Source organism: Rahnella sp. PAMC25617 (assembly GCF_050606005.1).
GTDB classification, from domain to species: Bacteria; Pseudomonadota; Gammaproteobacteria; order Enterobacterales; family Enterobacteriaceae; genus Rahnella; species Rahnella variigena.
In genome coordinates, this window is sequence record NZ_JBOCUM010000017.1 from 89,988 (window position 1) to 115,202 (window position 25,215).

General features: G+C 48.7%; 16 protein-coding genes. 12 read left to right on the forward strand and 4 right to left on the reverse strand.

Going from position 1 to position 25,215, the window contains the following annotated elements:
* Positions 1–26 precede the first annotated feature (26 nt).
* Entirely contained in the window at positions 27–914 is an 888-nt protein-coding gene (gene nhaR, locus ACM615_RS19620; RefSeq protein ID WP_129639696.1) for a transcriptional activator NhaR, read from the forward strand.
* 82 nt (positions 915–996) lie between these two features.
* Here nhaR and rpsT read toward each other — a convergent pair whose 3' ends face one another.
* Positions 997–1,260, reverse strand: coding sequence for a 30S ribosomal protein S20 (rpsT, locus tag ACM615_RS19625; RefSeq protein WP_013577064.1), 264 nt, complete (start codon positions 1,258–1,260; stop codon positions 997–999).
* Between the two features lie 439 nt (positions 1,261–1,699).
* Here rpsT and ribF point away from each other — a divergent pair, with 439 nt between their 5' ends.
* From ribF to ispH, 5 genes are all read left to right on the forward strand, one after another.
* Positions 1,700–2,638 (forward strand): bifunctional riboflavin kinase/FAD synthetase, encoded by a 939-nt coding sequence (gene ribF, locus ACM615_RS19630; RefSeq protein WP_013577063.1) that lies wholly within the window; start codon positions 1,700–1,702, stop codon positions 2,636–2,638.
* Positions 2,639–2,699: 61 nt separating this feature from the next.
* Positions 2,700–5,516, forward strand: a complete 2,817-nt coding sequence (ileS, locus tag ACM615_RS19635) for an isoleucine--tRNA ligase (RefSeq protein ID WP_431012373.1) — start codon at positions 2,700–2,702, stop codon at positions 5,514–5,516.
* Positions 5,516–6,022 carry a signal peptidase II gene (gene lspA, locus ACM615_RS19640; protein WP_112286995.1) on the forward strand — a complete coding sequence of 169 codons (507 nt, stop codon included), beginning with the start codon at positions 5,516–5,518 and terminating at the stop codon, positions 6,020–6,022. Before ileS ends, lspA begins: the two co-directional genes overlap by 1 nt.
* A gap of 5 nt (positions 6,023–6,027) precedes the next feature.
* Entirely contained in the window at positions 6,028–6,498 is a 471-nt protein-coding gene (fkpB, locus tag ACM615_RS19645) for an FKBP-type peptidyl-prolyl cis-trans isomerase (RefSeq protein ID WP_112286994.1), read from the forward strand.
* Positions 6,479–7,432, forward strand: coding sequence for a 4-hydroxy-3-methylbut-2-enyl diphosphate reductase (ispH, locus tag ACM615_RS19650; RefSeq protein WP_112286993.1), 954 nt, complete (start codon positions 6,479–6,481; stop codon positions 7,430–7,432). The genes fkpB and ispH overlap by 20 nt, the downstream gene beginning before the upstream one ends.
* A 68-nt stretch (positions 7,433–7,500) precedes the next feature.
* On the opposite strand, the gene ACM615_RS19655 is transcribed toward ispH, so the two are convergent.
* The 3 genes from ACM615_RS19655 to ACM615_RS19665 all read right to left on the reverse strand — a co-directional run bounded on the left by ACM615_RS19655 (position 7,501) and on the right by ACM615_RS19665 (position 13,641).
* Positions 7,501–8,376: an SMP-30/gluconolactonase/LRE family protein gene (locus tag ACM615_RS19655; protein ID WP_159281356.1), complete on the reverse strand. Its 876-nt coding sequence runs from the start codon at positions 8,374–8,376 to the stop codon at positions 7,501–7,503.
* 160 nt (positions 8,377–8,536) lie between these two features.
* On the reverse strand, positions 8,537–9,682 hold the full coding sequence (locus tag ACM615_RS19660) for a porin (RefSeq protein ID WP_120161952.1): 1,146 nt from the start codon (positions 9,680–9,682) through the stop codon (positions 8,537–8,539).
* Between the two features lie 395 nt (positions 9,683–10,077).
* Complete coding sequence (locus ACM615_RS19665) at positions 10,078–13,641, reverse strand: calcium-binding protein (RefSeq protein ID WP_431012374.1); 3,564 nt, start codon at positions 13,639–13,641, stop codon at positions 10,078–10,080.
* Between the two features lie 269 nt (positions 13,642–13,910).
* On the opposite strand from ACM615_RS19665, the gene ACM615_RS19670 reads away from it, so the two are divergent.
* The 6 genes from ACM615_RS19670 (at position 13,911) to ACM615_RS19695 (ending at position 24,933) form a co-directional block, all read left to right on the forward strand.
* A complete protein-coding gene (locus tag ACM615_RS19670) occupies positions 13,911–16,064 on the forward strand; it encodes a type I secretion system permease/ATPase (protein WP_165353200.1) in 2,154 nt (717 codons plus the stop codon).
* A complete protein-coding gene (locus tag ACM615_RS19675) occupies positions 16,024–17,535 on the forward strand; it encodes an HlyD family type I secretion periplasmic adaptor subunit (protein WP_240783386.1) in 1,512 nt (503 codons plus the stop codon). The genes ACM615_RS19670 and ACM615_RS19675 overlap by 41 nt, the downstream gene beginning before the upstream one ends.
* 271 nt (positions 17,536–17,806) lie before the next feature.
* A complete protein-coding gene (gene dapB / locus ACM615_RS19680) occupies positions 17,807–18,628 on the forward strand; it encodes a 4-hydroxy-tetrahydrodipicolinate reductase (protein ID WP_132966656.1) in 822 nt (273 codons plus the stop codon).
* A 477-nt stretch (positions 18,629–19,105) separates the two neighbouring features.
* Positions 19,106–20,278 carry a glutamine-hydrolyzing carbamoyl-phosphate synthase small subunit gene (gene carA / locus ACM615_RS19685; RefSeq protein WP_113876320.1) on the forward strand — a complete coding sequence of 391 codons (1,173 nt, stop codon included), beginning with the start codon at positions 19,106–19,108 and terminating at the stop codon, positions 20,276–20,278.
* A gap of 17 nt (positions 20,279–20,295) precedes the next feature.
* Positions 20,296–23,520: a carbamoyl-phosphate synthase large subunit gene (gene carB, locus ACM615_RS19690; RefSeq protein ID WP_159281353.1), complete on the forward strand. Its 3,225-nt coding sequence runs from the start codon at positions 20,296–20,298 to the stop codon at positions 23,518–23,520.
* Between the two features lie 360 nt (positions 23,521–23,880).
* A complete protein-coding gene (locus tag ACM615_RS19695; protein ID WP_129639704.1) occupies positions 23,881–24,933 on the forward strand; it encodes a peptidase inhibitor family I36 protein in 1,053 nt (350 codons plus the stop codon).
* Positions 24,934–25,215: the final 282 nt, after the last annotated feature.

Below are 25,215 nucleotides of genomic sequence, written 5' to 3' on the forward strand. Positions count from 1 at the left end.
CTTCATACTTCAGAAAGGATGAAACCATGCCTCATATTAACTACAACCATTTGTATTATTTCTGGCACGTGTGTAAATCAGGTTCTGTCGTGGGAGCCGCAGAGGCGCTGTATCTGACACCGCAGACCATCACCGGCCAGATAAAATCGCTGGAAGAAAGACTGGATGGCAAGTTGTTCAAACGTCAGGGGCGCGGTCTGGTACCTTCTGAGCTGGGGCAACTGGTATATCGCTATGCGGACAAAATGTTCACGCTTAGTCAGGAAATGCTGGATATCGTGAATTACCGCAAAGAGTCGAGCCTGCTGTTTGATGTGGGCGTGGCGGATGCGCTATCCAAACGCCTGGTCAGCCGGGTGCTGGAAGCGGCCGTACCGGACAATGCGAAAATTCATCTGCGTTGCTTTGAATCAACACACGAAATGCTGCTTGAGCAGCTGAGTCTGCACAAGCTGGATATGATTTTGTCAGATTGCCCCGTGGACTCCACGCAGCAGGAAGGATTGTTCTCCGTTAAGCTGGGTGAAAGCCCGATCAGCTTCTTTTGCTGCCAGCCGATGTCGGAAATGAGTTTTCCAGCCTGTCTCGAGCAGCGGCCTTTGCTGATCCCCGGTCGGCGATCCATGCTGGGGCGCAAGCTGCTTAACTGGTTTAACACGAAGGGACTTAACGTCAATATTCTGGGTGAGTTTGATGATGCGGCGCTGATGAAAGCTTTCGGAATGAACAATAATGCGATTTTTGTCGCACCGGCTATCTATTCGTCGACAGAATTTCAGGATGAAAAAATTGAAGAGGTCGGGCGGCTGGAGGGGATTATGGAGGAGTACTACGTGATTTTTGCGGAGCGTATGATCCAGCATCCTTCGGTACAGCGGATTTGTCACACCGATTTCACTACGCTGTTTGAGTAGCTTCTCGCTTGAGACTCAAATTTCAGATATAAAAAAACCGGCGTGAGCCGGTTTTTTTATCAAGCATTTCAGCGTAATGCGATTATTGCATTGCGTTGATTTGCGCAGTCAGATTTGACTTATGACGCGCTGCTTTGTTTTTGTGGATCAGGCCTTTGCAAGACTGACGGTCCACGATTGGTTGCATTTCGTTAAATGCGTTTTGTGCAGCAGCTTTGTCGCCTGCTGCAATAGCCGCGTATACCTTCTTGATAAAGGTACGCATCATAGAACGACGGCTCGCGTTGTGCTTACGGCGTTTTTCTGACTGTACGGCGCGTTTCTTAGCTGATTTGATATTAGCCAAGGCCAACTCCCAAATATTTTTCTATTGATGAACAATTCAAAGGCCGAGGAATATGCCTTTTCGGTCTTCTTTTGTCAACGGATTTGTGCAAATAAGCGGCGTTTTAAAGAGTAAACTTCGATCGTCGCTTGTTACGTTGTGATGGCGCAGGATTTTAACAGCTTCCGGCATCGGAATACAGTCTTTCGCGAGAAAAATCGACAGGAGAGTGTACAAACTGCCCACTACGGCCATTAACGCTTTGTTTATGCGAAAAGTCACGCATTCCCTGTATGCAACGAAAGATTTTCATCGCCACGCCGCCATTTGAACCGCAATATCTGCCGTATGCAAGAGAGAATGGTGAGATCCTGCTAATCGCTGGTTAACCTTGGAGGCTGTACAAGGTATAATCCGCCGATTTCCATCTTTATGAGTCAGCATTGGATTTGAGCCAGCTATGGAGCTAATTCGCGGAATACACAATATTCGAGCACGTCATCATGGATGTGTGCTGACTATTGGCAATTTTGATGGTGTACACCGTGGCCACCAGGCCCTGATTGAACAGCTGAAGCTGGAAGGTCAACGTCTGGGGTTACCGGTGATGGTAATGATTTTTGAGCCGCAGCCTCTGGAGCTGTTTGCCGGTGATAAAGCACCTGCACGACTGACCAGTTTGCGCGACAAAGCCAAGTATCTGGCAGAGTGCGGCGTTGATTATCTTTTATGTGTGCGTTTCGAACCCCGGTTCGCTGCCCACATGGCGCAGGCCTTTATCTCGCAACTGCTGGTCGAAAAGCTGGGCGTTAAATTCCTGACTGTCGGGGATGATTTCCGTTTTGGTGCCAGTCGTCTGGGAGATTTTGAGCTATTGCAGAAAGCCGGGGAAGAATACGGCTTTGAAGTGATCAGCACGCAAACTTTCCGTGAAGGGGAGAACCGCATCAGCAGTACGGCTATCCGTAATGCGCTGCGGGATGACGATTTAGCCCTGGCCGAAAACTTACTTGGCCATCCGTTCAGTATTTCAGGGCGTGTTGTTCACGGCGATAAGCTGGGACGTACCATTGGTTTCCCGACCGCCAACGTCCCGCTCAAGCGAGTCGTTTCACCAGTACGCGGCGTGTATGCCGTTGAAGTCTTAGGCCTCGGGCCTGAACCTTTGCCGGGCGTGGCGAACATCGGAATACGTCCGACAGTCGGTGGTGTGCGCAAGCAGTTGGAAGTGCACCTTCTCGACACCACATTAGATTTATACGGGCGCCACATTGACGTGGTGCTCCGCGCGAAATTGCGCAACGAACAGCGTTTCTCCTCGCTTGATGCTTTAAAGCAACAGATTGCGAACGATGAAGTGACGGCCCGGGAATTCTTTGGGTTAAAGACACTGCGCTAAACATGTACTGACAGGCGTGTAACAAAGCCTGGAATCCAGCCGAAAACGGAACCGAGAATCTATGAGTGACTACAAGAACACCCTGAATTTGCCGGAAACAGGGTTCCCGATGCGTGGCGATCTGGCCAAGCGTGAACCTGACATGCTGAAAAATTGGTATGACCAGGATCTGTACGGGATTATTCGTGCTGCCAAGAAAGGCAAGAAAACCTTTATTTTGCATGACGGCCCTCCGTATGCGAACGGCAGCATTCATATTGGTCACTCAGTAAACAAAATTCTTAAAGACATGATCGTTAAGTCCAAAGGACTGGCGGGCTTTGATGCGCCGTATGTTCCGGGCTGGGACTGTCATGGTCTGCCAATCGAGCTTAAAGTCGAGCAGCTGATCGGCAAACCGGGCGAGAAAGTCACTGCGGCAGAATTCCGTGAAGCGTGCCGTAAATACGCAGCAGAGCAGGTTGAAGGCCAGAAGAAAGACTTCATCCGTCTGGGCGTATTGGGCGACTGGGATCACCCGTACCTGACCATGGATTTCAAAACTGAAGCCAACATTATTCGTGCGCTGGGTAAAATCATCGGTAACGGCCACCTGCACAAAGGGGCTAAGCCGGTTCACTGGTGTACAGATTGCGGTTCATCCCTGGCAGAAGCAGAAGTTGAGTATTACGACAAAGCGTCTCCTTCTATTGATGTGGCGTTCAACGCGACTGACGCTGCCGCCGTGGCTGCGAAGTTTGGCGTATCTGCTTTTAACGGCCCGATCTCACTGGTTATCTGGACCACCACGCCGTGGACCATGCCTGCTAACCGTGCGATTTCACTGAATCCTGAGTTTTCTTATCAGCTGGTTCAGGTTGAAGGCCAGTGCCTGATCCTGGCAACCGATCTGGTTGAAAGCGTCATGAAACGTGCCGGTATCGCAGAATGGACCATCCTGGGCGAGTGTAAAGGTGCGGATCTCGAGCTGCTGCGCTTCAAACACCCGTTCCTTGGTTTCGACGTTCCGGCGATCATGGGCGACCACGTAACGCTCGATGCCGGTACCGGTGCCGTGCATACCGCACCAGGCCACGGTCCGGATGACTTTGTCATCGGCCAGAAATACGGTCTGGAAGTGGCCAACCCGGTAGGGCCGAACGGCTGCTACCTGCCAGGCACTTACCCGACGCTGGACGGTAAATTCGTCTTTAAAGCCAACGACCTGATCGTTGAACTGCTGCGCGAAAAAGGCGCATTGCTGCACGTTGAGAAAATCACGCACAGCTACCCGTGCTGCTGGCGTCACAAAACGCCGATCATCTTCCGTGCTACGCCGCAATGGTTCATCAGTATGGATCAGAAAGGTCTGCGTCAGCAGTCTCTGGAAGAGATCAAAGGCGTGCAGTGGATCCCGGACTGGGGTCAGGCGCGTATCGAAAACATGGTCGCTAACCGTCCTGACTGGTGTATCTCCCGTCAGCGTACGTGGGGCGTGCCGATGTCTCTGTTCGTTCACAAAGACACCGAGCAACTGCATCCGCGCAGCCTTGAGCTGATGGAAGAAGTTGCTAAGCGTGTTGAAGTGGATGGCATTCAGGCATGGTGGGATCTGAATCCGGAAGAGATTCTGGGTGCCGACGCTGCCGATTACGTCAAAGTGCCTGATACGCTGGACGTGTGGTTTGACTCCGGTTCAACACATTCTTCCGTTGTGGATGTGCGCCCTGAATTTAACGGTCATTCGCCGGATCTGTATCTGGAAGGTTCTGACCAGCATCGTGGCTGGTTCATGTCTTCCCTGATGATTTCGACTGCCATGAAAGGCAAAGCGCCTTACAAACAAGTTCTGACGCACGGTTTCACCGTGGATGGTCAGGGCCGCAAAATGTCTAAATCCATCGGCAACACCATCGCGCCGCAAGACGTGATGAACAAGCTGGGTGGCGACATCCTGCGTCTGTGGGTGGCATCAACGGATTACACCGGCGAAATCGCTGTGTCCGACGAAATCCTCAAACGTGCTGCGGACTCTTACCGCCGTATCCGTAACACCGCGCGCTTCCTGCTGGCGAACCTTAACGGTTTCGATCCTGCGCTGCACAGCGTGGCTCCGGAAGACATGGTTGTTCTGGATCGCTGGGCTGTTGGCCGTGCGAAAGCCGCTCAGGAAGAAATCATTGCCGCGTATGAAGCCTATGATTTCCACGGTGTGGTTCAGCGCCTGATGCAGTTCTGCTCGATCGAAATGGGTTCCTTCTATCTGGATATCATTAAAGATCGCCAGTACACCGCGAAAAGCGACAGCGTTGCACGTCGCAGCTGCCAGACCGCGCTTTACTATATCAGCGAAGCACTGGTCCGCTGGATGGCGCCAATCATGTCGTTCACCGCAGATGAAATCTGGGCTGAGCTGCCGGGCAGCCGTGAGAAATTCGTCTTTACCGAAGAATGGTATGACGGTTTGTTCGGTCTCGCGGGCAACGAATCCATGAACGATGCGTTCTGGGATGAGCTGCTGAAAGTCCGTGGCGAAGTGAATAAAGTGATTGAACAGGCGCGTGCTGATAAACGTCTGGGCGGTTCTCTGGAAGCGGCGGTCACGCTGTTTGCTGATGATGCGCTGGCAGCCGACCTGCGTTCTCTGGGCAACGAACTGCGCTTCGTGCTGCTGACTTCAGGTGCGAAAGTTGCCGCGCTGTCTGAAGCAGACGATGCCGCTGTGCCAAGTGAATTGCTCAAAGGCCTGAAAATCGGTCTGGCGAAAGCGGAAGGCGACAAATGTCCGCGCTGCTGGCATTACACTACTGACGTCGGCCAGAACGCGGAACATAGCGATATCTGCGGCCGTTGTGTCACTAACATCGCTGGCGACGGCGAAGAGCGTAAGTTTGCATAATGAGTAAATCGATTTGTTCCACCGGACTCCGCTGGCTCTGGCTGGCGGTCGTGGTCATTATCGTGGATCTGGGCAGTAAGTTTCTCATTATGGGAAACTTCCAGCTCGGCGAATCCATGCCTTTGATCCCGTATTTAAATCTGTTCTACGCCCAGAACCATGGTGCAGCATTCAGTTTCCTGGCAGATAAAGGCGGCTGGCAGCGTTGGTTCTTCGCGTTAATCGCACTGGTTATCGTCGTGGCGCTGGTCGTGCTGATGTATCGCGGCAGCGCGAAGCAGAAGCTGAATAACATTGCCTTCGCTATGATTATCGGTGGCGCACTCGGTAACTTGTTTGACCGCCTGTACCACGGTTTCGTGGTCGACTTTATCGATTTTTATGTCGGTAGCTGGCATTTCGCGACCTTCAATCTGGCCGACAGTTTTATCTGCGTCGGTGCAGCAATGGTGGTGCTGGAAGGTTTTCTGGCTAAACCGAATGAAGCCACGAAGAGCAAAGGATAAGAATTATGTCTCAACAGGTGAAACACGACAGCGCCGTGCTGGTGCATTTTACGTTGAAGCTGGAAGACGGCTCGACGGCAGAATCGACCCGCGCTAATGGGAAACCTGCGCTGTTTCGCCTTGGCGACAGCAGCTTGTCTGACGCGCTGGAAAATCAGCTGCTAGGGCTGAACGTGGGGGATAAACGTGCATTCACGTTAGCCCCTGAATCGGCATTCGGGACTAAAAGCCCGGATCTGGTTCAGTTCTTCTCCCGTCGTGATTTTCAGGAAACAGGGGTGCCGGATGTCGGCACAATCATGTTGTTCAGCGGCCGCGATGGCAGTGAAATGCCGGGCGTTGTCCGTGAAGTGACCGAAGATTCCATCACTGTAGATTTCAACCATCCGCTGGCAGGGCAACATATCGATTTCGATATTGAAGTTCTGGAAATTGACCCGGAGCTTGAGGGGAAACATGCAGATATTGCTGGCTAACCCGAGAGGGTTTTGCGCGGGTGTTGACCGCGCAATCAGTATCGTTGAACGTGCGCTGGAAATTTACGGCGCGCCTATTTATGTGCGTCATGAAGTGGTTCACAACCGCTATGTGGTCGACAGCCTGCGTCAGCGCGGAGCGGTTTTCATTGAGCAAATCAGCGAAGTGCCGGATGGCTCAATTCTGATCTTCTCCGCCCACGGCGTTTCTCAGGCTGTGCGCGCAGAAGCGAAAGCCCGTGACCTGACGATGCTGTTTGATGCGACCTGTCCGCTGGTAACCAAAGTACATATGGAAGTGGCGCGCGCCAGTCGTAAAGGCACCGAAGCCATTTTGATTGGTCATGCCGGTCACCCGGAAGTGGAAGGCACGATGGGCCAGTACAGCAACCCGAACGGGGGCATGTATCTGGTTGAAGCGCCGGAGGATGTGTATAAATTGCAGGTGAAAGATGAAAACAACCTGTGCTTTATGACGCAAACCACGCTATCGGTTGACGATACTTCAGCGATCATTGATGCGTTGCGAGATCGTTTCCCGAACATTGTCGGGCCGCGCAAAGATGATATCTGTTACGCCACCACTAACCGTCAGGAAGCCGTGCGTACGCTGGCGGATGGCGCAGATGTTGTGCTGGTGGTTGGCTCGAAAAACTCATCAAACTCCAACCGTCTGGCGGAACTCGCCCAGCGTGTCGGTGTGCCTTCTTATCTCATCGACTCAGCGGCTGATATTCAGGAAAGCTGGCTGAAAGATGCAAAAAGCATTGGCGTAACGGCAGGCGCATCTGCACCGGATATTCTGGTGCAGGACGTGATCAGCAAGCTGAAAACCTTTGGTGGCCTCGATGTGATTAACATCGAAGGACGCGAAGAAAATATCGTGTTCGAAGTGCCGAAAGAGCTGCGCGTAGATGTAAAACAGATCGACTGACATCAGGCTTTAAAATGAAAAACCGGCTCACTGTGGCCGGTTTTTTTATCGCTGAAATCCGAAGGGAATTAAGGCTTTTCGAGTTTAAACAAATTCTGTGGCGCACCCACCGCGGTGGTTTCTACATGCAGTAAAGCACCTTCCAGTGCATGTGGAGCATCGAGGTTTTTACGGGCTGAGGTGATAAACAGCTCAGTCATATCCGGACCACCAAACGTGCAGCAACTCGGTTGTGTCACCGGCACCGGTTGCGTATCCAGTGTCAGTAATTCACCCTGATTAATCTGCTGACGCAGCAGGCATTTCGATCCCCAACATGCGGTGATCAGCCAGCCATTTTGTGTCAGTGCTGAGCCATCCGGGATTTTATCGCCAGAAGAGAAGCAGGATATTTTCAGCGGATTGATCCGGCGGGCGTTGGCGGAAAAGAAGCGTTTTTTCTTGCTGTCCGCGAACCAGACTTTACCTTCATGCCAGACCAGCGTGTTGGTACAACCGACACCATCGAGCATCATTTCAGGTTTTTCTGCCCCTGCTTCATAGCGGAACCATTCGCCGTTGTCCTTCTCTTCCTTAATATCGAGCGTACCGAACCACAGCGAACCGTCGGGGGCGACAGCGGCTTCGTTCGGCCGCGTGCCTTCGGCACCGGGATAATCGCAAAGCTTCTGGCGGGATTTTTGCTCGTAATCGTAGAAGTGGATCCCGTCGACGGAAACCAGCAAAAATTGATTTCTCTTTTCGGTCAGCAACACGGCGCTGGTGACGGCGGGAAGCTCATGGATTTCAGTTTGCCCGGTATCGGGCCAGTAGCGCAGAACGCGCTGAGCCAGAATATCGACCCAAAGCAAAGATTGTGTGCGCTGGCACCAGACGGGAGTTTCACCCAATTCGGCTCGATAGTCGCCAATGGCAGTTATGTCGGACCGGAATAATGCTGACATCGCAAAGCTCTCCTGCAGGTTACAAAGTGGATATAGCGACAACTGTCTCTATGAGTCTAGTCTGGCTTTGCCTCTGCGGGATAGATGAAATGATGTAAAAAGAAAGGGCCAGCCCGTCAATAAGACGTAAAGCCGGCCCTTAAGGTTCAATCGTTAAGGCTTAGAAGTCGTAACGCAGACGGATCAGGTTCATATCACCGAGGTTATCGGTAGAGGACGTGAACACGTGCTCGTAATCAACACGGAAGCCGTAATCAAGCTGGAAGGACACACCCAGCCCGTTATCAATACGCTGGTAATTACGGCCAGTCACATAGGTCAGACGGTCACCCATGAAGTATGGCTGAATGGTTTTAACTGCCAGCTGATTGATTGGGAAAGCATAACCCAGGAAGTATTCCAGACCGTAAGCGTCGCCCGCGAAGAAGTTGTCTTCAGTTTTCACGCCAGTGGTCAGGAAGTCATGGTAGTAACCGCCGCCGAAGGACGCTGTCCAGTTGCCTGGTTTCCAGCTCAGTGCGGTACCGACAATGCTCTGGTTGTAGTCTTTAGAGGTGTTATCGCCAGGGTTTCTCATTTCTGCGTCGGTGTAGTTGTACGCCGTACCCCAGGTCAGATCTTTGGTGATGTGGTAATCCACACCGACGGAACCGCCGCCGTTACGTTTGTAACGCAGGCCATTTTTGCCGGTCAGCAACTCGTTGTCTTCGAACAGGTAAGAGGCATACACATCGGCGTCGCCGAAAGTGTTCTTGTATTTCAGCATCTTACGGGAACGATAAGAACCGTCGTAGTCGCCGTTCACACCATTACCCGGCGCCTGGGCGAGCATGTCGTAATCCCAGATATCGGTTTTCGCACCGACCACATCGTAGTAAACGCTGTTTTGCTGACCAAAAGTCAGCTGGCCGTAGGTTTTGCTTTTCAGACCGGTATAAAGCATACGGCGGCTGGTGTTATGCGCGCCATCTGCGTGGTGATTGTCCCAGCCCGTCAGGGCAGGGATATTGACACCCAGTTCGTAGTAGTTAATCCAGCTGATATCATCAAACAGATAATAATCAGTGGAGAAACGGAAACGTGTACCGCCATCAAAACCGTTAGTTTTGTAGTTTTTCACGCCATTCTGGAACTGGAATTGCGGACGAATACTCCCGCCAACCTGGAATTGCAGGCGGCTCAGCGGATCGTTCGGCTGCGGGTCTTGTTTAATCAGGGTGATTTCTGCGTGTGAAGCGAAAGAGGCTAAGCCAAAGAGCAGGCCAGCAGTAGTCGCCTGCGCGACTTTGTTTAGTTTGAATTTCATCATGAGTTCCTGTGCCAACATGCTGATTAGAAAAATCAGCAACAATATTGGCCCTGTATTTTTATTTTTCCCCTCACTGATGACTGTCTGGTGAGGGTGAAGACGCGCCTTATGATGCCAGGCTACTCATTTTGACTGCGGTTAAATCAAATTTCCGCAGTTAAAATTAGGTTGCTATTTATTACCACAATCATTGGTTTTATCAATATTATTTGTGTAGATATAATAAAAATTTAATGTTTCAGATCTAAGAAATTGACTGTCTGAAGAATTGATAACCGTTTCGTAGGAGAATAAGGGGATAAGTGAAAATTCAGGAGTGGCTGCCTGCATGATGATTATGTGGGCAGATTGACTGAAAGCGCGACGGGCAACCCGCCGCACTTAGGGAATGATTAAAGCGAAGAAGTAGTTATCTGATAATAATCCCTCATTTGATCAGTAATTAAAGGTGGCGTAGTTTGCGGGGCCCCAAAGACGGCCATGGCATTGATCAGCTGCGTAACCTGCGTGGTTGCGGCAGCAAGACTTTCAGCCGCAACAAAATGCGATGTGTTTTGTGAGATTGCGGCAGATAAAGAGGTTGAATGATTCGATACTGTGTTGTCAAAAGATGGCAGGGCTGCACTCTGACGTGCCGGGATCAATGTGTCGGTCTGTGTCACAGTCATAAGATCTTCGTTTGTCAGCGTAGTATCACTGAATTCCAGCTCGTAACGCTTGTAATTAATGGATCCAATGAAATAATTCTTGAGTATCACACTATCGCTGTTCCCGTAAGCATAAATAACGAGATCCTGCCCAACTCTCTCAGTTTCCATACCTGTTGAACGTGCACCGCTAAACACTAATCTGTCTGTCTGATCAATATTTGAACTGTAATCGGTTAATACATCATGGCCGTGACCTTCGTGGAACATATAGAGATCAGCACCGCTGCTTCCCCCATCCAATGTATCATCCCCAGTGCCACCGGTGAGGCGATCCTGGCCTTCGCCCCCAGTCAGGGTGTCGTTGCCTGCGCCGCCGTCGAGTTGGTCATTGCCGCTGTTGCCATACAACCTGTCATCATCGGCACCGCCGTCCAACACGTCATTACCGCCGTTGCCGGACAGGGAGTCATTGCCATCCCCGCCCAGCACGAGGTCGCCGTAGTCCCAGCCGAAGAGAGAATCATTCTCCGGCGTACCCGCGACAGTAATCTCACGCAACGTCAGGCTGGCTTGTGTCAGGAGGGTGTCTTCAAACGCCAGCGAAAAATACTGATAGGTTGCAGACATGAAATAATTTTTGACGGTGACGCTGTCGTTATTGCCGTAGGCATAAATCACCAGGTCATTGCCCTGCTTCGCTATGCGCGCATCAGATGACAGTGCGCCGCTGAAGACGAGGGTATCGGTGTCCTCTGCCTTTGAGGCATAGTCATTAATGACATCATGACCGTGCCCGGCGGAAAACAGGTAATGGTCAGCCCCATTACCGCCTTCGAGCGTGTCGTTGCCTGCGCCACCGTCCAACCGATCATCACCGATGCCGCCGATAAGCGTGTCGTTGTCCGCACCGCCGTCGAGCCGGTCATCGCCGTTGCCGCCGATAAGCATGTCGTTGCCGGCTGCGCCGTACATGATGTCCTGACCATTCCAGCCACTCTGGGTGTTATTGGCCTGCGTACCGATAAAGGTCACGGGCAGGGCGGCGATACCGGCCTCGTTCAGGGTGATATCATCAAAGGCAAAACTGACGTGACGGTTCCCTGCGTTGCTGAGAAAGCCACTCAGGGTGACGCTGTCGTCGCTGCCGTAGGCGCGGATGATAAGGTCGTTGCCGAGGGAGAAGAGCTGAACATCGGCGGCGTGTGCGCCGGTAAAGCGCAGGGTGATAATGTCGGTATCGGAAGAAACAAGGTTAGTGAGTGTATCCTGCCCGTGATTTTTCCTAAATAAATAAGTATTTATTGTTTGTGTATTATCAGTGAAATTTTCATTAAGATTTGTGCTTGCTATTGAATGATTGGCCATATCAACAATTTCTTCATTTTCCTTACTAAAGTAAGGGCTGTAAATCAATAAATCCCTAGTTATTTTCGCTAATTCAAAATATGAAAAAATATCTGTTTTTTCTAATAATAATAGATTTTCTTTAAACTTCATAAAATCTAGAGTGAATCCATCAAGAGAATCATTAAGTGTTATTTTTATATCATCGAAGTAGTCTTTGTAAACAGTTTGAACAAGCAGTAGTGCGGAAATGTTTTTAGCGAAAACATCATATTCCAAACTGATTAAATGACTTGCCTGGGGGCCTAGTTGCCCTGTGTAAATCTCGCCGGTTGCTTTTTCAATTACAGCTAATTTTCGTGGATCCAAATAGTCATTCTTACTATTGGGATTAAGATCATTTACACTAGCCCAGGTAAAGATGATTTCGTTAATATCTTGCTTCAGAGCTTCTTCTGAAGGCTTACTCACAAAATTTTCTATGAGCCTTCTGAGTTGTGCATTTTCAGTCATTGCAATGTGGAAGTTAACGAGTTTTCCGAATTCCCGAATGTACGGCAGTGCAACGATGTCATCACTGACTTTTATATCACCAATGTAGCGTGTGTATCCTTTATTAACATCAAACCAAACATCAGTACTGGCACCCTTGTGACCATCACTGAACGTTACGTCACCTATCTGACGATGAGCATTATTGTTCACATCAATCGTGCTGGATTTAGTATAATTTACTGAAATTTCTGATATTTCGTAGCGTTCTAGTCTGTTCAACTCACCTTCATCTACCCGCCCATTTATATTTTTGTCTTGCCAGATACTTAATTCATTCCAAACCTTGTCAAGGTTATTTATGACACCATTTTTATCATCATCCAACTCCTGAAGTGCCTGGTAACCATTGCTGGCTAATACATTATTAATCAATGATGTATTATTTCCAAAAAGTTCTTTTCCTGATTCAATTTTTCCATTTTTGTTGATATCTAATACTAATAATCCGTCATCAGATGAAACCCATCCGCATCTTTCTGCTAAATAATCCCCATCGTAGTCAAAGAAAACTCCATTATTTTTACTAAGTGTTTCAATACCATCCCCGTCAAGATCAATAATAATAGGAGAGGCTGCTTTTTTGGCATCATCAAAAGAGGGGCCTGTTTTATCTGGAGTTTTTTTTGTACCGTCCGGTCCGGCAATTAACCCAGCATCTTCTAAAGCCTTTAAATAGGCGAGAGGAGGATAAATCCCTCCACTGAAAGTAGAGCCGCTAGCCATACCAAAGTCTGCACTCATCCCTTTGCTTTTGGCATAATCTGCCGCAAGCTCACTAGCAACGTAGGAGGCTAAACCTGCAAGTGCGGTTATAAGCAACGCGGGGGCTGCTGCCGGAATCAACGCTGTGAAAATGAGTCCTGCTGCTGCCCCCCCAAGATAGGCAATACCTGCATAAAATACTTCCCCGCGGTCATCTGATGCAAAAGCCTCAGCGAAGTCTAATGTGGTCAGTGAACCATTGATATATTTAATTATGCTATGGCCGGCCTTTGCAAAATCAGATGGGTTAGTATTAATTTTTTGTTTGGCAATCTCCTCCGAAATAGGAAGAATTATTGCAGCATAATCGTTAATTATTGGATCGTCATCCTTCATAAGAAAATGATGGCTACCACTTTCAGTATTATTTGTTTGTACCGATGCATTTGCTTGAGCATGAAGCCTCTCAATTTTAAGAATGTTAAGGTTATACGCCTCAATGTTCGATATTGTCTCAACAATTCCGTGTATGTTTTTTAACATTTGGCTACCGCTACCATAAAAATCGGTAAATTTCTTCTCAAGAAAAACCGCAATATCTTCGGCGTGTATGGGGTTGTTATCCATATATTTTCCAGCAAGGAAATTCCCAATATCATCTACTAATCTAATGGATGGTTTTATTTCATTAATATTATTTGGCATGTTAACCTCTGGTTTGGTGGTGTTTATTTTTAGTGGTGTAGTGAAGTCTTATATTAGCTTGCTAATTAATTTAGCGTAATGGATTTTATATCTCACGTAACTCAATAATGAGTTTGAACTTTCTATCATGATTCAATATTCTTGGTGAAGAATATTTAGCTGTTGAATTTTATTTGTTCAAAACATAAGCCATGCATATATTTATTATATCTTTCGCATTTTTATACTCATTGGAGTGATGAAGTTACATGAAAGACAAAGAACTAGATATGATTTCTGCTTCGCCATCCTCATTAGAGGGACGAGTAAATGCCAAAGTAAGTGCAGATATTGCAATTAATGCGTTAATAATTCTGGCCCAATACCACGGTATTGCTGTAAATCCACAGGACATCTTGCATCGCTTTAACTGCGGTGAAGAGAGATTCAATAAAACAAACTGGCTTCTCGCTGCTAAAAGTATAGGTTTAAAAGCTAAGTCGGTAAGTACTCCTGTGAAACGACTTTGTAAAATTACCCTTCCGGCTCTCATGTGGGATGATGCAGGGAATCATTTAATTTTGGCAAAAATAGATGGTTCTCAATATCTCATTCAGGATCTAAATATAAAGAAACCTGTCATTCTGGAAGAGAAAGAGTTCCTAACGCGCTATACGGGTGAGCTTATCCTGATAACATCCCGGGCTTCGGTGTTAGGTTCCTTGGCTAAATTTGATTTCACGTGGTTTATTCCCGCGGTTATTAAGTATCGAAAAATATTGTTAGAAGTTTTGGTTGCCTCTGCTGTGATCCAGTTTTTTGCCCTGATTACACCCTTATTTTTTCAGGTCGTTATGGATAAGGTATTAGTCCACCGCAGCTTTAGTACGCTGGATGTGGTGACTGTTGCGCTGCTGCTTGTCGTACTTTTCGAAGTCGTGTTAGGGGGCCTGAGGACTTACATTTTTGCTCATACCACCAGCCGGATTGATGTTGAGCTGGGTGCTCGCCTGTTTCGTCACCTGTTTGCTTTGCCATTGGCCTGGTTTGAGAAACGGCGGGTCGGGGATACCATCGCCAGAGTAAGAGAACTTGAACAGATCCGAAATTTCCTTACAGGCCAGGCTCTGACATCGGTGATGGATCTCAGTTTCTCTTTTATCTTTCTGATCGTCATGAGCTTTTATAGCGGGTGGCTTACGCTGGTCGTGCTTATTTCCTTACCTTGTTATGCATTCTGGTCAGCGGCTATTAGTCCTGTATTACGCGCCCGCCTGAATGAAAAATTTGCCCGCAATGCTGACAGCCAGTCATTTTTGGTGGAATCAGTCACTTCTGTTGGAACCATCAAATCAATGGCCGTTGAACCCCAGATGACTCGAAACTGGGATCAGCTGCTGGCCAGTTATGTCCATGCTGGTTTTCGTGTGACAAGGCTTGCAACTATCGGGCAGCAGGGTGTGCAGCTGATTCAGAAATTGGTCATGGTCGCTACACTATGGCTGGGAGCGCGGCTGGTTATAGGTGGTGATTTAACCGTGGGGCAACTGATTGCATTTAATATGTTAGCCGGGCAGGTTGCTGCGCCGGTTATTCGTCTGGCTCAGTTATGGCAGGATTTTCAGCAGGTTGGAATTTCAGTGGCGCGCCTGGGTGATATTCTTAATACCCCAACCGAAAATAGTAGCAGTCGGCTCGCACTGCCTGAGATCCAGGGGGAAATCCATTTCGAGCAAGTCTGTTTCCGTTACCGTCCTGACGGGCATGAAGTACTGCGTGACCTGAGTCTGAAACTCCATGCTAATGAAGTGATTGGGATCGTTGGGCGCTCTGGCTCTGGCAAAAGTACACTGACGAAACTGGTTCAAAGGCTGTATGCGCCCGAGCGTGGGAGGGTGACCATTGATGGTAATGACCTTGCTTTGGCCGATCCAGCCTGGTTGCGAAGGCAAATTGGCGTTGTTTTACAAGATAATGTTTTGTTAAACCGCAGCGTTCGCGACAATATTGCACTGGCTGAACCGGGTATGACACTTGAACGTATTATTGAAGCGGCAAAGTTGGCAGGTGCCCACGAATTTATTATGGAGTTGCCGGAAGGTTACGACACCCATGTTGGAGAGCAGGGGGCAGGATTATCTGGGGGCCAACGCCAGCGTGTCGCTATTGCCCGCGCTCTGGTCGGCGATCCCCGAATATTAATTTTTGATGAAGCGACCAGTGCACTGGATTACGAGTCAGAGCAAGCCATTATGCAAAATATGCAGGCAATCTGCCGTCATAGAACGGTATTGATTATTGCTCATCGTCTTTCAACCGTTCGCCATGCACAGCGGATTATTGCGATGGATAAAGGACAGATAGTTGAAGAGGGTACTCATCAGGAATTATTATCTCGTGAAAATGGGTATTACCGACACTTACATTCTATCCAATCATTATAGAAAAATTCACTTTATTAAAAATAACAGACGCAAAAATATGAAATTATGGATTCAGGCAATATCGGAGTTATGCCGTAATTATTGTCGCATATGGAAAAGTATCTGGCCTTATCGTAAAGATCTGGAGCCTATAGAACGAAATGAAAATGAAAAAGCTTTCCTCCCGGCCCATCTTGAACTTACAGAAACACCTGTCTCTGTTGCTCCAAAGGCTGTCGCCCGCGCAATAATATTATTTACCGCGATTGCTTTTGTATGGGCGTTGATAGGCCAAATTGATATTCTTGCCATTACCCAAGGTAAAACAATACCGAGTGGACGCAGTAAACAAATTCAGCCGCTTGAAACGTCCGTGGTTAAAAATATTTATGTCAGCGATGGACAGTTTGTTCGCAAGGGGCAGCCTCTCATCGAATTAAGTGGTATTGGTTCCGACAGTGATTATGAGCAGTCGGTAAAAGGATTACAGGCTGTACAGTTGGCTAAATTGCGTGCGGAAGCTTTGATTGTTTCGATCGAGAAACGCCAGCGTCTTTCTTTGAATAGAAAATTGGCAGAAAAGTGGGGTATTCCTTCTGAGGATATTAATGAAACTGAGATTTTGGGTGAAAATCACTATCAGACCTGGGTAACCCAAAATGAAAAGTTACAGGCAATACTTAATCAATATCATGCAGAATTGCGTTCAAATGACGATCAGATCCACAAACTGGAGCGAATAGGAAAAATTGAGAGACAACGCTCGAAAGATTTTCTTGTTTTGCTCAATAAAAACTATCTTTCTCAACATGAGTATTATGAACAGGAAAGTAAAGTCATCCAAAACGAGCATGATTTGAAAAGTTTGCGTAACAAGACTCAGCAGATACAAGAAAGTATCAGTCAGGCAGAACAAGAACAGCGGTTGAATACGACGACTTTACAGCGAGATACCCTTGAAACGTTACGGCAAGCCAATGAGCAAATTCATCAGCTTTCCGGTCAGCTTTTAAAAGCCACTCAGCGACAGCACTGGATGTCATTGTCTTCGCCAGTTGATGGCACAATACAACAATTGGCTGTACATACCGTCGGCGGTGTTGTGACGGAGGCACAACCGATCATGGTTATCGTCCCTCTTGAAGATAAAATTGAGGTAGAAACACTGATCGCCAATAAAGATATCGGTTTTGTAAATGTTGGCCAACCTGTCACTGTGAAAATCGAATCGTTTCCTTATACGCGTTACGGTTACCTGACAGGAAAAGTGATTAGCGTCAGTCTGGATGCGATGGAGCATGAACAACTCGGAATGGTGTTTAGTGCAATTGTCGCTCTGGATCAAAATCATCTTATGATCGAAGGGAAACGTATTAACCTGGTTGCGGGAATGAATGTCACCGCTGAAATAAAAACCAGTAAGCGGCGTGTCATCGACTATTTGTTAAGCCCGTTACAAACTAAAGTAGATGAAAGTTTTAAGGAGCGGTAACGTGAAGCACATTTTATTCATTGTCATGAATTTTTATGCAAATAACGTTTAGCTACTATTTTATTACTCTGGACACGGCCAAGTTCCAGTTTCGTCGGCGGTTTAACACAAAACCCTACGTTTAGTAACCTGAAACCGGATAGCTTTTACTGATATTAACCGGCCTGTATCATAATTTTCTAATTATGAGGCAATTTCGCTGGCTCCCTCATGGCGGGGCCGATAACCTGATTCTGTTTCACGGCAGAACCCCTATAAGAAGAGAGTAATTATGAGTAACGCTGATATTCGCATGGCCATTGTTGGCGCAGGTGGCCGCATGGGCCGGCAGCTGATTCAGGCCGTATCCGATGCCGATGGCGTGGTGTTGGGCGCAGCGCTGGAACGTTCGGGTTCTTCCTTAGTGGGTGCCGATGCGGGTGAACTGGCCGGTGTCGGTACTATGGGCATTAAAGTGCATGACAATCTGGATGCTGTGACGAACGACTTCGATATTTTGATCGACTTCACCCGTCCGGAAGGCACGCTGGCGCATCTGGAATTTTGCCAGAAGCACCATAAAGGCATGATTATCGGGACCACGGGCTTTGATGATGCCGGTAAGGCTGCAATTAAGCAGGCTTCGGAGATCATTCCGGTCGTTTTTGCCGCCAACTTCAGCGTTGGCGTGAATGTTGTCCTCAAGCTGCTGGAAAAGGCGGCCAAAGTCATGGGCGATTACACGGATATTGAAATCGTGGAAGCGCACCACCGTCATAAAGTTGATGCACCATCAGGTACAGCACTGGCAATGGGTGAAGCGATTGCCGGTGCATTAGGCCGTGATCTCAAAGAGTGTGCGGTGTATGCCCGTGAAGGTTATACCGGTGAACGTGATCCAAAGAGTATTGGTTTTGCCACGATTCGTGCAGGCGATATCGTCGGTGAACACACCGCGATGTTTGCAGATATCGGTGAGCGCGTTGAGATAACGCACAAGGCTTCCAGCCGCATGACATTCGCAAATGGCGCTGTTCGTGCGGGTAAGTGGCTTTCTTCACATAAAACCGGTCTTTATGACATGCGAGACGTGCTTGGTTTAGAAGATTTGTAAAAGATGATTTAGATGTGATGTGGTTGTTTTGGTCATAATGTTTTGATAAAAGGGCAGTTCCTTGATTGCCCTTCTCTTTTTATTAGAAAATAAGTGTTTCGCTTATTTTTATCTTTGTATTTTCATTTTTATGGTGTTTTCACTGGTTTTATCTGATGTATTGCATGTTTTTTGAACGCGACCACTCTTCGGTTCTGTAACAATTCCCCTTTTCTCGTCATTTTCCACACATCCTCTCCCGCAAACGGTTACTATGGCGACTTAGTCACTATTTTTATGCCAGTCAGAGAGCCTTTTCTCTGAGTTGTACGAAAAGAAGAGAAATATTGGTGCTTTTGGTAGACAAACCGTACTGCCATCATTAGAATGCGCGCAATTTGCCAAAAATTGCCTTTGGGAGCGATTTTTGCATTGATTTAGATCGGGTTATCTGAATTAATATGCAGATATTGTGATTTATTATTCTTGGAGGATGCTTTGATAAAGTCAGCGCTATTGGTTCTGGAAGACGGAACCCAATTCCACGGTCGGGCCATCGGGGCAGAAGGGTCGGCAGTGGGGGAAGTGGTCTTCAATACGTCGATGACCGGTTATCAAGAAATCCTCACTGATCCTTCCTATTCCCGCCAGATTGTCACTCTCACTTATCCCCATATCGGTAATGTCGGCACTAACGCCGCTGATGCAGAATCCTCCGCAGTACACGCTCAAGGCCTGGTCATTCGCGATTTACCTCTGATTGCCAGCAATTACCGCAGTGAAGAAAACCTCTCTGATTATCTCAAGCGCAACAACATCGTTGCCATCGCCGATATTGATACCCGCAAACTGACCCGCCTGTTACGTGAAAAAGGCGCACAGAACGGCTGCATCATTGCGGGCGATTCACCGGATGCTGAACTGGCGCTGCAAAAAGCCAAAGCATTCCCGGGGCTGAAAGGGATGGATCTGGCGAAAGAAGTGACGACGACAGAATCCTACAGCTGGCAGCAAGGCAGCTGGACGCTGGAAGGCGAACTGCCGGAAGCGAAGAAATCTGAAGAACTGCCATTCCACGTGGTGGCTTACGACTACGGCGCGAAGCGTAATATCTTGCGCATGTTGGTGGATCGCGGTTGCCGCCTGACAGTGGTTCCAGCACAAACGCCGGCAGAAGAAGTGCTGAAGATGAATCCGGACGGTATCTTCCTGTCCAACGGCCCGGGTGACCCGGAGCCATGTGATTACGCGATCGCGGCGATCAAATCCTTCCTGGAAACTGACATTCCGGTATTCGGCATCTGTCTCGGCCACCAGTTACTGGCACTGGCCAGCGGCGCGAAGACCGTAAAAATGAAGCTCGGCCACCACGGCGGTAACCACCCGGTAAAAGATATCGATAAAGATATCGTGATGATCACCGCTCAGAACCACGGTTTTGCGGTTGATGAAACCGGTCTGCCTGCCAACCTGCGCGTGACCCACAAATCACTGTTCGACCACACGGTGCAGGGAATTCATCGCACTGATAAAGCGGCGTTCAGCTTCCAGGGGCACCCTGAAGCCAGTCCGGGTCCGCACGATGCGGCACCGCTGTTCGACCACTTCATCGAACTGATTGAAGCTTTTCGCGCTACCAATAAAAACGACGCCACTCTTACAGGCAAATAAATCAGGAGCAAGAAAAAATGCCAAAACGTACAGATATAAAAAGCATCCTGATCCTGGGCGCCGGCCCGATTGTTATCGGCCAGGCTTGTGAATTTGACTACTCGGGTGCGCAGGCGTGTAAGGCGCTGCGTGAAGAGGGTTACCGCGTCATTCTGGTGAACTCCAACCCTGCGACCATCATGACTGACCCGGAAATGGCCGATGCGACTTACATCGAGCCAATTCACTGGGAAGTGGTGCGCAAGATTATCGAGAAAGAACGTCCGGATGCCGTGCTGCCAACCATGGGCGGCCAGACCGCACTGAACTGTGCGCTGGAACTGGAACGTCAGGGAGTGCTGGAAGAATTCGGCGTGACCATGATTGGAGCGACCGCCGATGCGATTGATAAAGCGGAAGACCGTCGCCGTTTCGACGTGGCGATGAAAAAAATCGGCCTCGACACCGCACGTTCCGGTATCGCACACACCATGGAAGAAGCGCTGGCGGTTGCCGCTGATGTTGGCTTCCCGTGCATCATTCGTCCTTCCTTCACCATGGGCGGCACCGGTGGCGGTATCGCGTACAACCGTGAAGAGTTTGAAGAGATTTGCGAACGCGGTCTGGATCTTTCTCCAACCAAAGAGCTGCTGATTGATGAGTCGCTGATTGGCTGGAAAGAGTACGAGATGGAAGTGGTGCGTGATAAAAACGACAACTGCATCATCGTCTGCTCCATCGAAAACTTCGATGCGATGGGCATCCACACAGGTGATTCCATCACCGTGGCCCCCGCGCAAACCCTGACCGACAAAGAATACCAAATCATGCGTAACGCCTCGATGGCGGTACTGCGTGAAATCGGCGTAGAAACCGGCGGCTCTAACGTCCAGTTCTCGGTAAACCCGAAAAATGGCCGTCTGATCGTTATCGAAATGAACCCGCGCGTATCACGTTCTTCCGCGCTGGCGTCTAAAGCGACCGGTTTCCCGATTGCCAAAGTAGCCGCGAAACTGGCGGTGGGTTACACCCTCGATGAGCTGATGAACGACATCACCGGCGGTAAAACCCCGGCCTCGTTCGAACCTTCTATCGACTACGTTGTGACCAAGATTCCTCGCTTCAACTTCGAGAAATTTGCCGGTGCCAACGACCGTCTGACCACGCAGATGAAATCTGTCGGCGAAGTGATGGCGATTGGCCGCACTCAGCAGGAATCTCTGCAAAAAGCCCTGCGCGGTCTGGAAGTGGGCGCGAGCGGTTTTGACCCGAAAGTGAGTCTGGATGACCCGGAAGCACTGACCAAAATCCGTCGTGAACTGAAAGAAGCCGGTGCCGAGCGTATCTGGTATATCGCTGATGCCTTCCGTGCCGGGATGTCCGTTGACGGAATCTTCAACCTGACCAACGTGGACCGCTGGTTCCTGGTGCAGATTGAAGAACTAGTGAAACTGGAAAATGAAGTGGCCGAAGGTGGCTTCAACATTCTGACCCACGATTACCTGCGCATGCTTAAGCGCAAAGGCTTTGCGGATCTGCGTCTGGCGAAACTGGTCGGCGTTTCAGAAAGCGAAGTGCGCAAACTGCGTCACAAATATAATCTGCATCCGGTCTACAAACGTGTGGATACCTGTGCCGCGGAATTCTCTACCGATACCGCCTACATGTATTCGACGTATGAAGAAGAATGCGAATCTAACCCGACCAACGACAAGCCGAAAATCATGGTGCTGGGCGGTGGTCCAAACCGTATCGGTCAGGGTATCGAGTTCGACTATTGCTGCGTTCACGCCTCACTGGCGCTGCGCGAAGACGGTTACGAAACCATCATGGTTAACTGTAACCCGGAAACGGTGTCTACCGACTACGACACTTCCGACCGTCTGTATTTCGAATCCGTGACACTGGAAGACGTGCTGGAAATCGTGCGTATCGAACAGCCGAAAGGCGTGATTGTTCAGTATGGCGGCCAGACTCCGCTGAAACTTGCGCGTGAACTGGAAGCTGCTGGCGTGCCAATTATTGGTACCAGCCCGGACGCGATTGACCGTGCCGAAGACCGCGAACGTTTCCAGCAGGCGGTTCACCGTCTGGGTCTGAAACAACCGGCGAACGCCACCGTTGCGACTATCGAACAGGCAGTCGAAAAAGCGGCGGGTATCGGTTATCCGCTGGTGGTGCGTCCTTCGTATGTGCTGGGCGGCCGCGCGATGGAAATCGTCTACGACGAAATCGACCTGCGCCGTTACTTCCAGAATGCGGTCAGCGTCTCGAACGATGCTCCGGTTCTGCTGGATCGCTTCCTTGACGACGCCGTAGAAGTTGACGTTGATGCTATCTGCGACGGCGAGCGCGTACTGATTGGCGGCATCATGGAGCACATCGAACAGGCGGGCGTTCACTCCGGTGACTCCGCATGTTCATTGCCTTGCTACACGCTGAGCCAGGAAATTCAGGATGTGATGCGTCAGCAGGTCGAGAAACTGGCTTTCGAGCTGAGTGTTCGCGGTCTGATGAACGTCCAGTTCGCCGTGAAGAACAATGAAGTCTATCTGATTGAAGTTAACCCGCGTGCAGCCCGTACCGTACCGTTCGTCTCCAAAGCGACCGGTGTACCGCTGGCGAAAGTGGCGGCTCGCGTGATGGCGGGTCAGACACTGGCACAGCAGGGCGTGACCGAAGAAGTCATCCCGCCTTACTACTCCGTAAAAGAAGTGGTGCTGCCGTTCAACAAATTCCCTGGCGTTGACCCGATTCTGGGGCCGGAAATGCGTTCTACCGGTGAAGTCATGGGCGTCGGCCGTACCTTCGCAGAAGCCTTTGCCAAAGCGCAGCTGGGCAGTAATTCCGGTATGAAGAAAGCTGGCCGCGCCCTGTTGTCAGTCCGCGAGGGTGACAAAGCTCGCGTGGTGGATTTAGCCGCGAAACTGCTCAAACGTGGTTTCGAGCTGGATGCAACCCACGGTACGGCGGTAGTGCTGGGCGAGGCCGGAATTAATCCGCGTCTGGTCAACAAGGTGCATGAAGGCCGTCCGCATATTCAGGACCGTATCAAGAACGGCGAATATGTCTATATCGTGAACACCACTGCTGGCCGTCAGGCGATTGAAGACTCCAAGCTTATCCGTCGCAGCGCACTGCAATACAAAGTGCATTACGACACCACGCTGAACGGTGGTTTTGCTACCGCGATGGCGCTGTCTTCTGACCCGACCGAGCAGGTGATTTCAGTGCAGGAAATGCACGCGCGGATCAAAAACTAATCTGTTCACATTCTCGTACCAGCCGCAGGTTCGCCTGCGGTTTTTTTTGTCATAAATTTCATCTCCGCACATTCAGATATCATATTGTTTTGTCAGCATTCGTTAGAAGTTACGCCAATGCCCTCACTTCAGTAATATCCCTCAGAACGATAAAAATGAGATAAATAATATCCCTCATTAATTTAAAACATGACGCATTATATAAAATGATGCTTTTGATGTTGTTTTTATTTCACAAATCTCTTTTTATCACTCATTACTGTTTCTGGTAGGCAGGTAAGTTTTCAAAACACATAAACGTTCACTTTAAACATATTTATCTCAAGGTGAACTATATTAAATAAATCGGAGAGCTACATTATGGCAGATCAAGATGTTTATCTTATTAAAAAAAGCTCGGGCGTGAGCAATTGCCCTGACGGTAAATTATGCTTATTTACTAACGTGGACTATAACAAGACGGTAGGCGATATTCTGGTTATTTCTCCAAATATTCAAGTGGATCAGGCACAGCTTGAAAGCTATGGTTTTATCCTTGGCGCAGGGGGCGGCGTTTCGAGCGTAGTCAATAATATGAATCAGGCCGCTACACTAGTTTCGGGGATCTATCTTGACGGGCAGACGCTGTCAGTCTCTGCGGGGCAGGATGTTTCTACGCTTTATGACTATCCTCTGGGAAAAAGTACCTGGAATGATGCTGTGCGATCGGTGGTGAGCGCACCGGTGACTGAAGTGAATCTGGTAATACTGGCTGAAAGTGATTTTAGTGTTGGTATCGATGAAAGGTATTTATTTAAATGTAAAATTGAAAATGATAGTGCAACAACAGTAGAAGATGTCACGATTAATGTGACGATTAGTAATACCGATATTATCTCTGTGTCTGCAGTTCCTGCTGTTACTGTTCCTGCGAACAGTTCCGTTATTCTTCGAATTCCGGTAACAGGAAAAGCGGTAGGTTCAACAGAACTGGTGTGCAGATTACATGCCCCAGTTGGCGTGATCAATACAGGTAATAATGTCGTCACTACATTGGTTCATGTGACTGAACCTAAACCCTTACAAGTGACTCAGCAATTAATGTCTCACTGGAAATTAGTGTGGGACCAACCCGAATATATTTACAGTTATCATCTGATACTTACATCCAGGGATGAACAAGTGAGTTCGTGGGAATTGTCGTTTGTTCTGCCTGAAGGCGCGGAGGTCAGTCCTGATTGGCTGAAAACGAATGTTAACTGGATTATTTTGAACATTGAAAAGTCCGTAGAGGGCCACGTTTATTTGGAAAGCAGAGCGGGACACATTATCGGACCAAATCAGGATGTGCCGCTTGATATACAGATTATCTACCCTGGAGAGTCAACAGATTACAACGTAATCAATAATTTACGGCTTGAGCAACTAAGCTAAAAAACGGCCTCTTCAGTATGAGATAGCGTCTGGCAGGTAATTTCGGTGCAGGAAATGCACGCAAAAATCAGCAAATAAGCCTCCGCTGGTTCCCTACGGACGTTAAGACGCCCGCTCCCGAAAGGTGCGGGCTTTTTTTATATCTGCTCGGCTAAAATGTTAAACATAATCATTAAATATGTTTAACGTTAAAGCTATGTTTTTTATGTATTGGTGTCTTCATATGAAAGCAATTTTTGCTATAACTTATTCTTTTAGATCGATATTTTAAGTTAATGTGAT

Coding starts and splice junctions, on each gene's coding strand:
- nhaR (WP_129639696.1), top strand. CDS start 27: ATGCCTCATATTAACTACAACCATTTGTATTATTTCTGGCACGTGTGT.
- ribF (WP_013577063.1), top strand. CDS start 1,700: ATGGAGCTAATTCGCGGAATACACAATATTCGAGCACGTCATCATGGA.
- ileS (WP_431012373.1), top strand. CDS start 2,700: ATGAGTGACTACAAGAACACCCTGAATTTGCCGGAAACAGGGTTCCCG.
- lspA (WP_112286995.1), top strand. CDS start 5,516: ATGAGTAAATCGATTTGTTCCACCGGACTCCGCTGGCTCTGGCTGGCG.
- fkpB (WP_112286994.1), top strand. CDS start 6,028: ATGTCTCAACAGGTGAAACACGACAGCGCCGTGCTGGTGCATTTTACG.
- ispH (WP_112286993.1), top strand. CDS start 6,479: ATGCAGATATTGCTGGCTAACCCGAGAGGGTTTTGCGCGGGTGTTGAC.
- ACM615_RS19655 (WP_159281356.1), bottom strand. CDS start 8,376: ATGTCAGCATTATTCCGGTCCGACATAACTGCCATTGGCGACTATCGA.
- ACM615_RS19660 (WP_120161952.1), bottom strand. CDS start 9,682: ATGAAATTCAAACTAAACAAAGTCGCGCAGGCGACTACTGCTGGCCTG.
- ACM615_RS19665 (WP_431012374.1), bottom strand. CDS start 13,641: ATGCCAAATAATATTAATGAAATAAAACCATCCATTAGATTAGTAGAT.
- ACM615_RS19670 (WP_165353200.1), top strand. CDS start 13,911: ATGATTTCTGCTTCGCCATCCTCATTAGAGGGACGAGTAAATGCCAAA.
- ACM615_RS19675 (WP_240783386.1), top strand. CDS start 16,024: ATGGGTATTACCGACACTTACATTCTATCCAATCATTATAGAAAAATT.
- dapB (WP_132966656.1), top strand. CDS start 17,807: ATGAGTAACGCTGATATTCGCATGGCCATTGTTGGCGCAGGTGGCCGC.
- carB (WP_159281353.1), top strand. CDS start 20,296: ATGCCAAAACGTACAGATATAAAAAGCATCCTGATCCTGGGCGCCGGC.
- ACM615_RS19695 (WP_129639704.1), top strand. CDS start 23,881: ATGGCAGATCAAGATGTTTATCTTATTAAAAAAAGCTCGGGCGTGAGC.